The sequence below is a fragment of the Agrobacterium sp. ES01 genome (assembly GCF_050320885.1).
Lineage (GTDB): Bacteria > Pseudomonadota > Alphaproteobacteria > Rhizobiales > Rhizobiaceae > Allorhizobium.
Map to the genome: position 1 here is coordinate 16,292 of NZ_JBNQTH010000006.1, position 12,214 is coordinate 28,505.

Annotated in this window: 14 protein-coding genes; 10 read left to right on the forward strand and 4 right to left on the reverse strand. The window is 56.6% G+C overall.

Annotation, left to right across the window (positions count from 1 at the left end):
* The first annotated feature begins 25 nt into the window (after positions 1–25).
* The 4 genes from hisA to coaA are packed head-to-tail and all read left to right on the forward strand — an operon-like array spanning position 26 to position 2,893.
* Positions 26–763 carry a 1-(5-phosphoribosyl)-5-[(5-phosphoribosylamino)methylideneamino]imidazole-4-carboxamide isomerase gene (hisA, locus tag ACQQ2Q_RS17140; RefSeq protein WP_428188343.1) on the forward strand — a complete coding sequence of 246 codons (738 nt, stop codon included), beginning with the start codon at positions 26–28 and terminating at the stop codon, positions 761–763.
* Positions 764–777: 14 nt separating this feature from the next.
* Positions 778–1,554, forward strand: a complete 777-nt coding sequence (hisF, locus tag ACQQ2Q_RS17145; RefSeq protein ID WP_428188344.1) for an imidazole glycerol phosphate synthase subunit HisF — start codon at positions 778–780, stop codon at positions 1,552–1,554.
* A gap of 23 nt (positions 1,555–1,577) precedes the next feature.
* Positions 1,578–1,892: a phosphoribosyl-ATP diphosphatase gene (locus tag ACQQ2Q_RS17150; protein ID WP_428188345.1), complete on the forward strand. Its 315-nt coding sequence runs from the start codon at positions 1,578–1,580 to the stop codon at positions 1,890–1,892.
* Between the two features lie 5 nt (positions 1,893–1,897).
* Positions 1,898–2,893, forward strand: a complete 996-nt coding sequence (coaA, locus tag ACQQ2Q_RS17155; protein WP_428188346.1) for a type I pantothenate kinase — start codon at positions 1,898–1,900, stop codon at positions 2,891–2,893.
* A 15-nt stretch (positions 2,894–2,908) separates the two neighbouring features.
* Here coaA and ACQQ2Q_RS17160 read toward each other — a convergent pair whose 3' ends face one another.
* The 4 genes from ACQQ2Q_RS17160 to ACQQ2Q_RS17175 form a co-directional block, all read right to left on the reverse strand.
* Positions 2,909–3,535, reverse strand: a complete 627-nt coding sequence (locus ACQQ2Q_RS17160) for an alpha-ketoglutarate-dependent dioxygenase AlkB family protein (protein ID WP_428188347.1) — start codon at positions 3,533–3,535, stop codon at positions 2,909–2,911.
* A gap of 36 nt (positions 3,536–3,571) precedes the next feature.
* Positions 3,572–4,033, reverse strand: a complete 462-nt coding sequence (lysM, locus tag ACQQ2Q_RS17165) for a peptidoglycan-binding protein LysM (RefSeq protein WP_428188348.1) — start codon at positions 4,031–4,033, stop codon at positions 3,572–3,574.
* 90 nt (positions 4,034–4,123) lie between these two features.
* Positions 4,124–4,558: an alternative ribosome rescue aminoacyl-tRNA hydrolase ArfB gene (arfB, locus tag ACQQ2Q_RS17170; RefSeq protein ID WP_428188349.1), complete on the reverse strand. Its 435-nt coding sequence runs from the start codon at positions 4,556–4,558 to the stop codon at positions 4,124–4,126.
* A 125-nt stretch (positions 4,559–4,683) separates the two neighbouring features.
* A complete protein-coding gene (locus ACQQ2Q_RS17175; RefSeq protein WP_428188350.1) occupies positions 4,684–6,294 on the reverse strand; it encodes a phosphoenolpyruvate carboxykinase in 1,611 nt (536 codons plus the stop codon).
* Between the two features lie 332 nt (positions 6,295–6,626).
* On the opposite strand from ACQQ2Q_RS17175, the gene ACQQ2Q_RS17180 reads away from it, so the two are divergent.
* The 6 genes from ACQQ2Q_RS17180 to ahcY all read left to right on the forward strand — a co-directional run bounded on the left by ACQQ2Q_RS17180 (position 6,627) and on the right by ahcY (position 12,068).
* Entirely contained in the window at positions 6,627–7,349 is a 723-nt protein-coding gene (locus tag ACQQ2Q_RS17180) for a response regulator transcription factor (RefSeq protein WP_428188526.1), read from the forward strand.
* Positions 7,350–7,491: 142 nt separating this feature from the next.
* Entirely contained in the window at positions 7,492–9,207 is a 1,716-nt protein-coding gene (locus tag ACQQ2Q_RS17185; protein ID WP_428188527.1) for a stimulus-sensing domain-containing protein, read from the forward strand.
* Complete coding sequence (locus ACQQ2Q_RS17190; protein WP_428188351.1) at positions 9,204–9,683, forward strand: HPr kinase/phosphorylase; 480 nt, start codon at positions 9,204–9,206, stop codon at positions 9,681–9,683. The genes ACQQ2Q_RS17185 and ACQQ2Q_RS17190 overlap by 4 nt, the downstream gene beginning before the upstream one ends.
* Before the next feature lie 108 nt (positions 9,684–9,791).
* Complete coding sequence (locus ACQQ2Q_RS17195) at positions 9,792–10,193, forward strand: PTS sugar transporter subunit IIA (protein WP_428188352.1); 402 nt, start codon at positions 9,792–9,794, stop codon at positions 10,191–10,193.
* A gap of 21 nt (positions 10,194–10,214) precedes the next feature.
* Positions 10,215–10,490 (forward strand): HPr family phosphocarrier protein, encoded by a 276-nt coding sequence (locus tag ACQQ2Q_RS17200; RefSeq protein ID WP_428188353.1) that lies wholly within the window; start codon positions 10,215–10,217, stop codon positions 10,488–10,490.
* 177 nt (positions 10,491–10,667) lie between these two features.
* Positions 10,668–12,068, forward strand: coding sequence for an adenosylhomocysteinase (gene ahcY / locus ACQQ2Q_RS17205; RefSeq protein ID WP_428188354.1), 1,401 nt, complete (start codon positions 10,668–10,670; stop codon positions 12,066–12,068).
* Positions 12,069–12,214 lie beyond the last annotated feature (146 nt).

The following is a 12,214-nucleotide window of genomic DNA, read 5'->3' on the forward strand; positions in this document are numbered from 1 at the left end:
ACTCCAACAGCATGGACCCGCAGACATGATCCTTTTTCCCGCCATCGACCTGAAGGACGGCCAGTGCGTGCGGCTGAAGCTTGGCGATATGGACCAGGCGACGGTCTACAACGCCGACCCGGCCGCTCAGGCGAAAGCCTTCGAAGACCAGGGTTTCGAATGGCTGCATGTGGTCGACCTGAATGGGGCCTTTGCCGGCGAAAGCGTCAATGGCTCAGCCGTCGATGACATCCTCAAGGCAACCAGAAACCCGGTTCAACTCGGGGGCGGTATTCGTACGCTGGAGCATATCGAGAACTGGCTGTCGCGCGGCCTGAGCCGCGTAATTCTCGGCACTGTTGCCGTTCGCGATCCCGCCCTCGTGATCGAGGCATGCCGCACCTTCCCCGGCAAGATTGCCGTCGGCATTGATGCCAAGGGTGGAAAGGTTGCGGTAGAAGGCTGGGCGGAGGCATCGGAACTTGGCGTGGTCGAGCTTGCGAAGAAATTCGAGGGCGCGGGTGTTTCGGCCATTATCTATACCGATATTGATCGGGACGGGATCCTGGCCGGGATCAACTGGGCATCGACGCTGGAGCTTGCCGAAGCGGTCTCCATTCCGGTAATCGCATCAGGCGGGCTTGCCTCGCTTGATGACGTGAAACGCATGCTGGAACCCGATGCGACGAAGCTGGAAGGCGCCATTTCGGGTCGTGCGCTCTATGATGGGCGTATCGATCCAGCAGAAGCGCTCGCCCTGATCAAAGCGGCGCAACGCGGCTAACGAAGGATTTTCCCATGACCCTGAAAGCGCGTGTAATCCCCTGTCTCGACGTCAAGGACGGTCGCGTCGTCAAAGGCGTCAATTTCGTCGACCTGATCGATGCCGGAGATCCTGTAGAAGCGGCCAAGGCTTATGATGCAGCTGGCGCCGATGAGCTCTGCTTTCTCGACATCACGGCCTCGTCCGACAATCGCGACACAATCTTCGATGTGGTGGCCAAGACTGCCGATCACTGCTTCATGCCGGTAACGGTTGGTGGCGGTGTTCGAACGACCGCTGATATCCGAAAGCTGCTGTTGTGCGGCGCCGACAAGGTCTCCATCAACTCCGCCGCCGTCAAGAATCCAGATTTCGTTGCAGAGGCTGCGGACAAATTTGGAGATCAATGTATCGTCGTCTCCATCGACGCGAAAAAGGTCTCCATCGATGGCGAGGCTGACCGCTGGGAAATCTTCACCCATGGCGGTCGCCAGCCGACCGGTATCGATGCAATCGCGTTCGCCCGCAAGGTGGTAGACCGCGGTGCTGGCGAGCTTCTCGTCACCTCCATGGATCGTGACGGCACCAAGAGTGGTTACGATATCGCGCTGACGCGAGCGATTGCCGATTCCGTGCCGGTGCCGGTTGTGGCTTCAGGCGGCGTTGGCAATCTCGACGACATGGTGTGCGGAATTCGCGACGGTCATGCGACGGCCGTGCTCGCCGCTTCGATCTTTCACTTCGGTACCTATTCGATCGCCGAAGCCAAAAATTACATGTCCGAGCATGGCATCGCCATGCGGCTGGACTGATTGCCCGCCCAGGGAGGAAACCGATGAGCGAATTCACTCTTGAGCATCTCGAAGAGATTGTCGCCAAGCGCGCCAGTGCGTCCCCGGATGAATCCTGGACGGCAAAACTCGTTGCCAGCGGACAATCCAAGGCAGCCAAGAAGCTGGGCGAAGAGGCCATAGAAACCGTCATGGCGGCGATCACAAACGACCGGGCAAACCTGATCTACGAAAGCGCCGATCTGCTCTTTCATCTTTTGGTCGTATTGAAAATAGCAGATATCCCTTTAGACACTGTGATGGACGAGCTTCATAGGCGCACCGGCCAGTCCGGGCTCAACGAGAAGGCCAGCCGTTAGAAGCCATGACGATAGCTAGCAGGGACATGGAGCAGCTGGAGCCGCTCGATCACTTCCAGGCGAATGACTTTTCGCCCTACCATTTCTTTACGTCGGAGGAGTGGGCTCGTTTCCGTGCGGACACGCCCCTCACATTGACCGGCGATGAAGTGCGGCGGCTGCGGTCGATCGGTGACCCGATCGATCTGGACGAAGTGCGCAAGATCTATCTGTCGCTTTCTCGCCTTCTGTCTGCACATGTGGAATCGTCGCAATTGCTGTTTGAACAGCGCAACCGCTTTTTGAGCCTGTCCGACATCACCAAGACGCCCTTCGTCATCGGGATTGCGGGTTCCGTTGCTGTCGGCAAATCGACGACCGCGCGCGTGCTGAAGGAATTGTTGGCCCGCTGGCCCTCAAGCCCGAAGGTCGATCTCGTCACCACTGACGGATTTCTTTATCCGAACGCCACTCTGGTTGAGCGCAACATTCTCAACCGCAAGGGCTTCCCAGAGAGCTACGATACGGCTGCCCTGCTTCGCTTTTTGTCAGCGATCAAGGCAGGCCGTCCCAATGTCAAAGCGCCGAGCTATTCTCACCTCACCTATGATGTGCTGCCGGATGAATTCAAACTGGTCGACCGTCCCGACATCCTGATCTTCGAGGGCATTAACGTTCTTCAGTCCGGTGACCTGCCGGCCGACGGAAAAATCGTGCCGATGGTGTCCGACTTTTTCGACTTCTCGATCTATATCGACGCTGAGGATGCGCTGATCCATCGCTGGTATGTGACGCGTTTCATGAAGCTCAGAGAGACGGCGTTCCGCGATCCAAATTCCTACTTTCAGCGCTATGCCAATATCAGTGAAAGCGATGCTCTGGGGGTGGCCGAGGATCTTTGGGAGAATATTAACCTGCGGAACTTAAGGGAGAATATCCTTCCCACGCGTCCGCGTGCCGACCTCATTCTACAGAAAGGCGAGAACCATCTCATCGAGAAGGTCGCCTTGAGAAAACTGTAGGCTATGTATCGTAGGCTATGTATTTAAACCAACCCGCCGCAGGGTCAGGTTGATACGCCCACCATTCTTCAAAAGCGTTGAAGTTGAAGGATAGATGCGGTCGACGCCGTGAAAGCGCAGCCGGCTCGCTCCACCTAGGACGACAATATCGCCGCTCTCCAGCCTGAATGACTTCGTCGGGTCTTTTCGTTCGGTTCCCCCGATGCGAAAGAGACACGCGTCCCCGAGCGAAATGGAGACGACCGGCGCGACAAGATTTTGTTCGTCCTTGTCCTGATGCAAGCCCATACGCGCGTCATCATCGTAAAAATTGACGAGGCACGCCTCTGGAAGCTGCTCGTCCCCGGACACGTCCCGCCAGATCCCCAGTAGGCGCTCCGGTATCGGTGGCCATGGTGCTCCGGTGCGCGGATGGGTCTTCTGGTAGCGGTAGCCACCATCCCGATCCGTCACCCAGCCCAATGCGCCGCAATTCGTCATGCGTACAGACATCGGCTTTCCGGTTCTTGGCATTTCAGGCGTGTAGAGGGGCGCAGAGGCAACGACCGAGCGGATTGTTTCGACCAGACGTTCCTGCTCTCTGCGGTCCAGATAGCCTGGAAAGAAACCGAGACCTTCGGGAACAGAGGGAGCCTTGCTCATTGCTTGCCCCTCCGTTCCAACCGCGATCGAGAAGGATCAGTCTTCGAGATCGGGGATACGAAGAACCTGACCGGGATAAATCTTGTCCGGATGGGACAGCATCGGCCGGTTGGCCTCAAAGATGACAGTGTGTTTGGCACCCTTGCCCTTGCCATATTGTTCTTCTGCAATCTTCCAGAGATTGTCGCCCTTCTTCACGGTATAGAAGACCGGATCCTTGGCCGCAACGCCGGCGTCGGAAATCTTGAGCTCACCTGCTTCGACCGATGAGATACCGAGCGTGTTGCCGACAGCGACAATCGCCTTTTCGAAAATCGACTGGTCTTCGACCACGCCTTTCAAGACGACCTTGTCATTCACGACTTCGACTTCGACCTTGTCGGTTCCGAGGTCATGGGACGCCAGTTCCTTCTTGACTGCCTCGACATCCGGAGCATCGTCATCACCACCGATGCCAAGCTTTTTTCCGGCATTCTTGATGAAGCTGAACAAACCCATACTGCAATCTCCCTGTTATCCATTTCTGATGGCAGATGACGGCAGCTTTCTGGAAAAAACAAGGGGAATTCTAAAAAACCAATTGCTGAATTAGTCATTATCGGGGCGAGTGCGCATCTTCTTGATTTCACCGCGACCCGCCTTCTCCTTCAGCCGGCGCTCGATGGATGACCGGCTTGGCCTGGTCTTCCTGCGCGGCGGCGGCGGCGGTTCCGCAGCCTTCAGGATCAATTCCTTCAGGCGTTCGCGCGCATCTTCGCGATTGCGCTCCTGGCTGCGAAAGCGATTGGCCTCGATCATCAACACACCCTCCTTGGAAGCGCGCCGTCCGGCAAGCTTCAGGGCGTTTGCCTTGATGCGATCCGGAAGCGAGGGCGATCCGGTTATACTGAAAAAGAGTTGAACAGCCGTCGAGACCTTATTGACGTTTTGCCCGCCCGGGCCTCCAGCCAGCACGAACTGCTCCGTGAGTTCCCACCCGGCGATCGTGATGCGGTTATTGATATGCAGTGCGTCGCTGGCCATCGATCCTGTCTCCGGGCTTTTCTATTTCACAACAGAGCGCTTCGGGAAACAGGTTCAAGGCCCTGGATGCGAAAAACCCGGCGATCGGATCGCCGGGTTTTCAAATTCAGAATAATTGCAGCGGCTTACTCGGCGGCCAGGCGAATGCTTGGCGCGGCTTCCAGCACCTTGCCATCCACATGACTTTCGAACTTCTCGAAATTGGCAATGAACATGCCGACCAGCTTCTGGGCTTGAGCATCATAGGCTCCACCATCCGCCCAGGTCGAGCGTGGATCGAGGATCTGCGATTCTACGCCGTCAACAGAAACCGGCACAGTGAAACCGAAATTCGCGTCGGTCCGGAATTCCGCACTTTTCAGTTCACCGCTCAAGGCACCGTTCAGAAGCGCACGCGTGACCTTGATTGGCATGCGGTTTCCCGTTCCGTAGGCACCGCCGGTCCAACCGGTGTTGACCAGCCAGCAATCAACCTCATGGTTTGCGATGAGATCCCGCAGCAAACGTCCGTACTCTGCCGGGTGTCGCGGCATGAACGGCGCACCGAAACAGGTCGAGAAGGTTGCTTCCGGCTCGGTCACACCTTTTTCCGTGCCGGCAACCTTGGCGGTGTAGCCGGACAGGAAGTGGTACATGGCCTGCTCGGGTGTCAACCGGGCAATCGGCGGCATGACACCGAAGGCGTCGGCGGTCAGCATGATGATTGTCTTTGGATGCCCCGCAATGCCGGTAGCAGATGCGTTGGGGATGAAATCCAGTGGGTAGGCGCAACGCGTGTTTTCGGTCTTCGAGCCATCGTCGAAGTCGGGAACACGATCTTCGTTCAAGACGACATTTTCCAGAACCGTGCCGAAACGCTTCGTGGTCGCATAGATTTCGGGCTCTGCTTCCGCCGACAGGCGAATGGTCTTGGCGTAGCAGCCGCCTTCGAAATTAAAGATACCGCCTTGGCCCCAACCATGTTCGTCGTCTCCGATGAGAGTGCGGTTTGGATCGGCCGACAGCGTTGTCTTACCAGTGCCGGACAAGCCAAAAAACACGGCCGAATCACCCTCGGCGCTGACATTGGCAGAGCAATGCATGGGCATGACGCCCTTGGCAGGTAAAAGGTAGTTCAAGACGGTGAACACGGACTTCTTCATCTCGCCGGCATAGGACGTGCCGCCAATCAGAACGATGCCATTGGTCAGGTCACAGGCGATCACTGTTTCCGAGCGGCAGCCGTGACGCGCCGGATCAGCCTTGAAGCTGGGCAGGTCGATGATTGTCAGCTTCGGCTGGAAGGTGGTGAGCGCCGCACGTTCAGGCCTGATCAGCAGGTTGCGGATGAACAGCGAATGCCACGCATATTCGGTTACGACCCGCGTCGGCAAGGCATTTTCAGCGTCTGCACCGCCGATCAGATCCTGCACGAAGAGATCTTTGCCGGCAGCATGCGCCAGCATGTCCTGATGCAGAAGCGCAAAATTCTCTGGCGTCATGGGCTTGTTGTTGTCCCACCAGATCGTTGGATCTGTGTTGTTGTCGCGCACGACAAACTTGTCTTTCGGCGAACGACCGGTGTGCTGTCCGGTGTCGGCGCAAATCGCACCGTCGGCTGTCAGCACAGCTTCGCCACGGCGAATGCTTTCTTCATAGAGCTGGCCGGGATTGAAATTGTAATGGACTCGCGCCGCATCACCGAGACCAATCGCCGCTATATCGTTTTCGCGATTTCTAAGACCTAGCTCATCCATCGACAGCATCCTTTACTCCAGGGCCGATAGCCGTTGAATTTTTCGAGAAACTAGAGGGCACAATCAGTCAACGCAAGAGCAAAATTCAAAAACATTCAATAATATCAATTATTTAATCGATTTAAATTCCTTACCTCTGGTTTAAATCGGTTAGAAGAGGGCAATTGGCATAGATCGTTTTGGCGGTGTTTGGCCGCAAATATCGGCAACGGCTCGGGCGGCTCTTTATCTTTGCCACAATTTGTTCCACCTTTATCCTCAATAAGCGCTCCTTGACGCCAAGGGCTGGGCGGGCAAAGCCAGGAGCCGCAAAGATGACGGAGAGCATGACTATGCAGACAATCGCGCTCGTAGACGACGACCGCAATATCCTGACCTCAGTGTCGATTGCGCTTGAGGCTGAGGGTTATAAGGTCGAGACCTACACGGACGGTGTATCTGCGCTTGACGGGCTCGTTGCCCGTCCCCCGCAACTCGCCATTTTTGACATCAAGATGCCGCGGATGGACGGAATGGAGCTTCTGCGCCGATTGCGACAGAAGTCCGATATCCCGGTGATCTTCCTGACCTCCAAGGATGAAGAGATCGATGAGTTGTTCGGTCTCAAGATGGGCGCCGATGACTTCATCACCAAGCCGTTCTCGCAGCGTTTGCTGGTCGAGCGGGTCAAGGCCATTCTTCGTCGCGCGGCGAATCGCGAAGGTGCGGCGACCACGGGCACTGCCAAAACCGCCGGCGAACTGCAGGCACGAACCCTTGAGCGGGGCCAGCTTGTGATGGATCAGGAGCGCCATACCTGCACCTGGAAGAGCGATCCGGTCACGCTCACAGTCACCGAATTTCTGATTCTTCAGTCTTTGGCGCAGCGCCCCGGTGTCGTGAAGAGCCGCGATGCACTGATGGATGCGGCCTATGACGAACAGGTCTATGTTGATGACCGGACGATCGACAGTCACATCAAGCGCCTGCGCAAGAAATTCAAAATGGTTGACGTCGATTTCGACATGATAGAGACGCTCTACGGCGTGGGCTATCGCTTCCGGGAAGCAGCCTGAACGGCTGGCGGCTGGAATAGCCGCCAGACAAATACGGAATGCAGAGCCGTGACAGTGGGCGCGGAAGGTTTGATAGTTGGCGGAAAAGCTTTCGGAATGGGAACTTGATGAGCTCGACAGTGCCGTCGCGCCGCCAAACCTCATGGCCCATCCGTTTACGCTGATCCGTCGTATTTTCGGCAATGCGCTCTTTTCCAGCCTCACGCGCCGCATCGTGTTCTTCAACCTTGCAGCTATCTTCGTGCTGGTAGGTGGCATCATGTATCTCAATCAGTTCCGCGAGGGATTGATTGATGCACGTGTCGAAAGCCTTCTGACCCAGGGCGAAATTATTGCCGGTGCGATCTCTGCGTCTGCGTCGGTTGATACCAATTCGATCACCATCGATCCGCAAAAGCTTCTGGAACTGCAGGCGGGTCAAAGCATAACGCCTGTACCGAACGACGAGGATCTGGAATTCCCGATCAATCCGGAGCGTGTGGCACCGGTGCTTCGCCGCCTGATTTCGCCAACGCGGACGCGTGCTCGCCTCTTCGATGCGGATGCCAACCTGCTTCTTGATTCACGCCACTTGTATTCGCGCGGTCAGGTCTTGCGGTTCGATCTGCCACCTCTCGACAATGACAGCAGCTCCTGGTCGGACAGTTTCTCGCGCCTCTTCAATCGCATCCTGCAACCGGGCAACCTGCCGCAGTACAAGGAAGCGCCTGGGGGAGACGGCTCGATCTATCCTGAGGTCATGAATGCTCTGACCGGTGTTCGCGGCGCGGTGGTGCGGGTGACAAACAAGGGCGAGTTGATTGTCTCAGTGGCCGTTCCCGTTCAGCGTTTCCGTGCAGTTCTGGGTGTTCTGCTGCTATCGACCCAGGCAGGCGACATCGACAAGATCGTCCACGCCGAACGACTGGCGATCCTTCGCGTCTTCGGTGTCGCCACATTGGTGAACGTGGTTCTGTCGCTTCTTCTGTCGTCGACCATCGCCAATCCGCTGCGACGACTTTCTGCGGCAGCCATCCGCGTTCGCCGCGGAGCCAAGGAAAGACAGGAAATTCCGGATTTTTCGGCGCGTCAGGATGAAATTGGCAACCTGTCTGTCGCCATTCGCGAGATGACGACGGCCCTTTACGACCGAATCGATGCAATCGAGAGTTTTGCGGCCGATGTCAGCCACGAGTTGAAAAATCCTCTGACGTCTCTTCGAAGCGCGGTCGAGACGCTGCCGCTCGCGCGCAACGAAACCTCGCAGAAACGGCTTATGGATGTGATCCTGCATGATGTCAGGCGGCTGGACCGATTGATCAGCGACATCTCTGATGCCTCTCGCCTGGATGCGGAACTGGCGCGCTCGGATGCACGTCCGGTCGATCTGGAAAACCTTGTCACCAATCTGGTTGATGTCTCCCGACAGATCCGCTCCAGCAAGAAACCGATCGAGATCGAGCTTTTGATCGACAAGCGACCGGGCGCGAAGGCCGGGTTTGTCGTGAACGGACACGACCTGCGTCTCGGCCAGATCGTTACCAACCTGATCGAGAATGCACGCTCCTTCGTTCCGGAAAAGGGCGGCAGATTGACCGTCAAGCTCTCCCGTTCACGGGGGCGCTGTGTGATCCAGATCGAGGACAATGGCCCGGGCATCCAGGCCGAGAATATCGACCGGATCTTCGAGCGGTTTTATACAGATCGACCGGGAATCGAGAGTTTCGGACAAAATTCCGGCCTGGGCCTTTCCATCAGTCGGCAAATCGCCGAGGCCCATGGCGGCAGTCTGAGGGCAGAAAATGTCATCGACGCTGAGACCGGCGAGATCAAGGGCGCCCGTTTCGTGCTGTCGCTGCCCGTCGAGAACCCTTCATGAAGCTGAGCGGTGCCAATGTCCATGGAACCGCAATCATCGCAGGCACGCGCGGCATTCTGTTTGTCGGTCCGTCCGGACGTGGCAAAACGTCTCTGGCGTTTACCTGTATGGAAGAGGCTCTGGCGGCAGGCAAATTTGCAGCCCTTATCGCAGATGACCGCGTCGACATACGAACATGTGATTCGCACGTTATCGCCTCACGGCCCGAGACAATTCGTGACCTGATGGAATTGCGATATGGCGGTATTGTCTCACGCAAAAGTCAGGCCAAGGCAGTGATCCACTGCGGCGCCCTGATTGTGGATCCCGTTTCAGCAGAAAGGCTTCCGCCTGAGAACGAAACGCTCGTATTCGATGGCGGAGCGGATGTTCCGCTCTTGCGGATACCGTCGCAGACACCTCGCCCTCTTGCCTTCCTGGATGCTCTGATGAGGACGCGAAGTGGAGCGCAGAGACCTACGGGTGAAACATTTTGAACTTGCGCTTGGAATTTACATCGCCAAGATGACCTGCCACCGGTGGACGGCTTGACCGCTTTGCGTTAACTGGCCAAATGTTTGCGTGTGCAAAGGGACGGAAAAAGTATGATCGGACTTGTGCTTGTCACTCATGGCAGGCTGGCTGAAGAGTTTCATCACGCTGTGGAGCATGTTGTTGGTCCGCAGAAGTTTGTCGAAACGGTATCTATCGGCCCCGAAGACGATATGGACCAGCGCCGCCAGGACATCCTCGACGCGGTGCTCAGAGCGGATGACGGTCACGGGGTCATCATTCTCACCGACATGTTCGGAGGCACACCCTCCAACCTTGCCATTTCGGTGATGAACAGCGGTCGAATTGAAGTCATTGCCGGTGTGAACCTGCCGATGCTGATCAAGCTTGCAGGCGTTCGTGGCGAAAACGATATGGAAAAGTCGCTGGCCGAAGCATCCGAAGCGGGGCGAAAATACATCAACGTGGCGAGCCGCGTCTTGAGTGGCAAATAGGACCCTTCGGAAGACGGCTGCATGGATTCGAACTCTCGTGAACTGCTGATCATCAACAAGCGCGGCCTGCATGCGCGGGCATCGGCGAAGTTCGTGCAGCTGGTTGGCAGTTTCGATGCACAGGTTTCCGTCACGAGGGATGGCACCACCGTCGGTGGGACGTCGATCATGGGCCTGATGATGCTGGCCGCCAGTCCCGGCTGCAGCATTCTCGTTTCAGCCGAGGGGCCGCAGGCCACGGAAGCGCTTGCGGCACTTGAGCAATTGATCGCCGACAAGTTCGGCGAAGAAATCTGATAACCACATCACATAAAGACATAAAGACTTCTTTATATCGATATTGTCATTTTCGCTCAACACTGCTAAACGCCTTTGCAGGAAGCCTGTTCTCTGGGGACAGGCGCTTGACGGCGCGTATTCGGCATTCGTGCAATCTTTTGCGATGCGGGCCCTGATTCAAGGCTGGAGATCTTTATGAGCACCACGAATGATTATGTCGTAGCGGACATTTCGCTTGCCGATTACGGTCGCAAGGAACTGGACATCGCCGAAACCGAAATGCCTGGCCTGATGGCCTGCCGCACTGAATTCGGTGAAACAAAGCCGCTGAAAGGCGCACGTATCAGCGGCTCGCTCCACATGACCATCCAGACCGCGGTTCTGATCGAAACCCTGGTTGCCCTTGGTGCCGATGTCCGCTGGGCGTCCTGCAACATCTTCTCCACCCAGGATCATGCGGCGGCTGCAATCGCTGCTTCCGGAATTCCGGTTTATGCGGTCAAGGGGGAGAGCCTTGAGGAATACTGGACCTATACGGACCAGATCTTCCAGTGGGCCGACGGTGGCGCATCCAACATGATCCTCGACGATGGTGGCGACGCTACCATGTACATCCTGCTCGGCGCTCGCTCAGAAGCCGGTGAAGACGTGTTGAGCAACCCGCAGTCGGAAGAAGAAGAAATTCTGTTCGCACAGATCAAGAAGCGCATGGCAGCGTCACCGGGCTGGTTCACCAAGCAGCGCGATTCGATCCAGGGTGTGACCGAAGAAACCACCACTGGCGTGAACCGTCTTTACCAGCTCAGCCAGAAGGGTCTGCTTCCCTTCCCTGCCATCAACGTGAACGACAGCGTCACCAAGTCCAAGTTCGACAACAAGTATGGCTGCAAGGAATCGCTCGTCGACGGCATCCGTCGTGCGACCGACGTCATGATGGCCGGCAAGGTTGCCGTGGTTTGCGGTTACGGCGACGTGGGCAAGGGTTCTGCCGCTTCGTTGAGCGGTGCTGGCGCACGCGTAAAGGTAACAGAAGTTGATCCGATCTGCGCCCTTCAGGCAGCGATGGACGGATTTGAAGTGGTCCAGCTTGAGGACGTTGTCTCCTCAGCCGATATCTTTGTGACCACGACTGGTAACAAGGACGTCATCCGGATCGACCATATGCGGGCGATGAAGGACATGGCGATCGTTGGCAATATCGGCCATTTCGACAACGAGATCCAGGTTTCTGCACTGCGCAATCAGAAGTGGACCAACATCAAGCCTCAGGTCGACATGATCGAGTTTCCGAAGGGCAACCGCATCATTCTGCTGTCCGAAGGTCGCCTTTTGAACCTCGGCAACGCAACCGGTCATCCGTCCTTCGTGATGTCTGCGTCGTTCACCAATCAGGTGCTTGCCCAGATCGAGCTGTTCAGCAAGGGCGATCAATACGAGAACAAGGTCTACATTCTGCCCAAGCATCTCGACGAGAAGGTTGCACGCCTCCATCTGGAGAAGCTTGGTGTGAAATTGTCGGAGCTTTCCGAAGAACAGGCCAGCTATATCGGCGTGTCGCCGACGGGCCCATTCAAGGCGGAACACTATCGCTATTAATCGGCACTGAAATATCCACAACATCTTGTGGCCGCAGCCTTGACAAGGGCTGCGGTCTTTTTTTGGTCAGCGCTCTTTCCGCAGAATCCCTTAAAAGGTATTGTTTTAGCACTTGATTCGTTGCTTCCGCAGGCGGGCGGAAGCGT

Excerpts from the sequence above, each read along its gene's own strand:
- hisA (WP_428188343.1), top strand. The coding sequence starts at position 26 with ATGATCCTTTTTCCCGCCATCGACCTGAAGGACGGCCAGTGCGTGCGG.
- hisF (WP_428188344.1), top strand. The coding sequence starts at position 778 with ATGACCCTGAAAGCGCGTGTAATCCCCTGTCTCGACGTCAAGGACGGT.
- ACQQ2Q_RS17150 (WP_428188345.1), top strand. The coding sequence starts at position 1,578 with ATGAGCGAATTCACTCTTGAGCATCTCGAAGAGATTGTCGCCAAGCGC.
- coaA (WP_428188346.1), top strand. The coding sequence starts at position 1,898 with ATGACGATAGCTAGCAGGGACATGGAGCAGCTGGAGCCGCTCGATCAC.
- ACQQ2Q_RS17160 (WP_428188347.1), bottom strand. The coding sequence starts at position 3,535 with ATGAGCAAGGCTCCCTCTGTTCCCGAAGGTCTCGGTTTCTTTCCAGGC.
- lysM (WP_428188348.1), bottom strand. The coding sequence starts at position 4,033 with ATGGGTTTGTTCAGCTTCATCAAGAATGCCGGAAAAAAGCTTGGCATC.
- arfB (WP_428188349.1), bottom strand. The coding sequence starts at position 4,558 with ATGGCCAGCGACGCACTGCATATCAATAACCGCATCACGATCGCCGGG.
- ACQQ2Q_RS17175 (WP_428188350.1), bottom strand. The coding sequence starts at position 6,294 with ATGGATGAGCTAGGTCTTAGAAATCGCGAAAACGATATAGCGGCGATT.
- ACQQ2Q_RS17180 (WP_428188526.1), top strand. The coding sequence starts at position 6,627 with ATGCAGACAATCGCGCTCGTAGACGACGACCGCAATATCCTGACCTCA.
- ACQQ2Q_RS17185 (WP_428188527.1), top strand. The coding sequence starts at position 7,492 with ATGGCCCATCCGTTTACGCTGATCCGTCGTATTTTCGGCAATGCGCTC.
- ACQQ2Q_RS17190 (WP_428188351.1), top strand. The coding sequence starts at position 9,204 with ATGAAGCTGAGCGGTGCCAATGTCCATGGAACCGCAATCATCGCAGGC.
- ACQQ2Q_RS17195 (WP_428188352.1), top strand. The coding sequence starts at position 9,792 with ATGATCGGACTTGTGCTTGTCACTCATGGCAGGCTGGCTGAAGAGTTT.
- ACQQ2Q_RS17200 (WP_428188353.1), top strand. The coding sequence starts at position 10,215 with ATGGATTCGAACTCTCGTGAACTGCTGATCATCAACAAGCGCGGCCTG.
- ahcY (WP_428188354.1), top strand. The coding sequence starts at position 10,668 with ATGAGCACCACGAATGATTATGTCGTAGCGGACATTTCGCTTGCCGAT.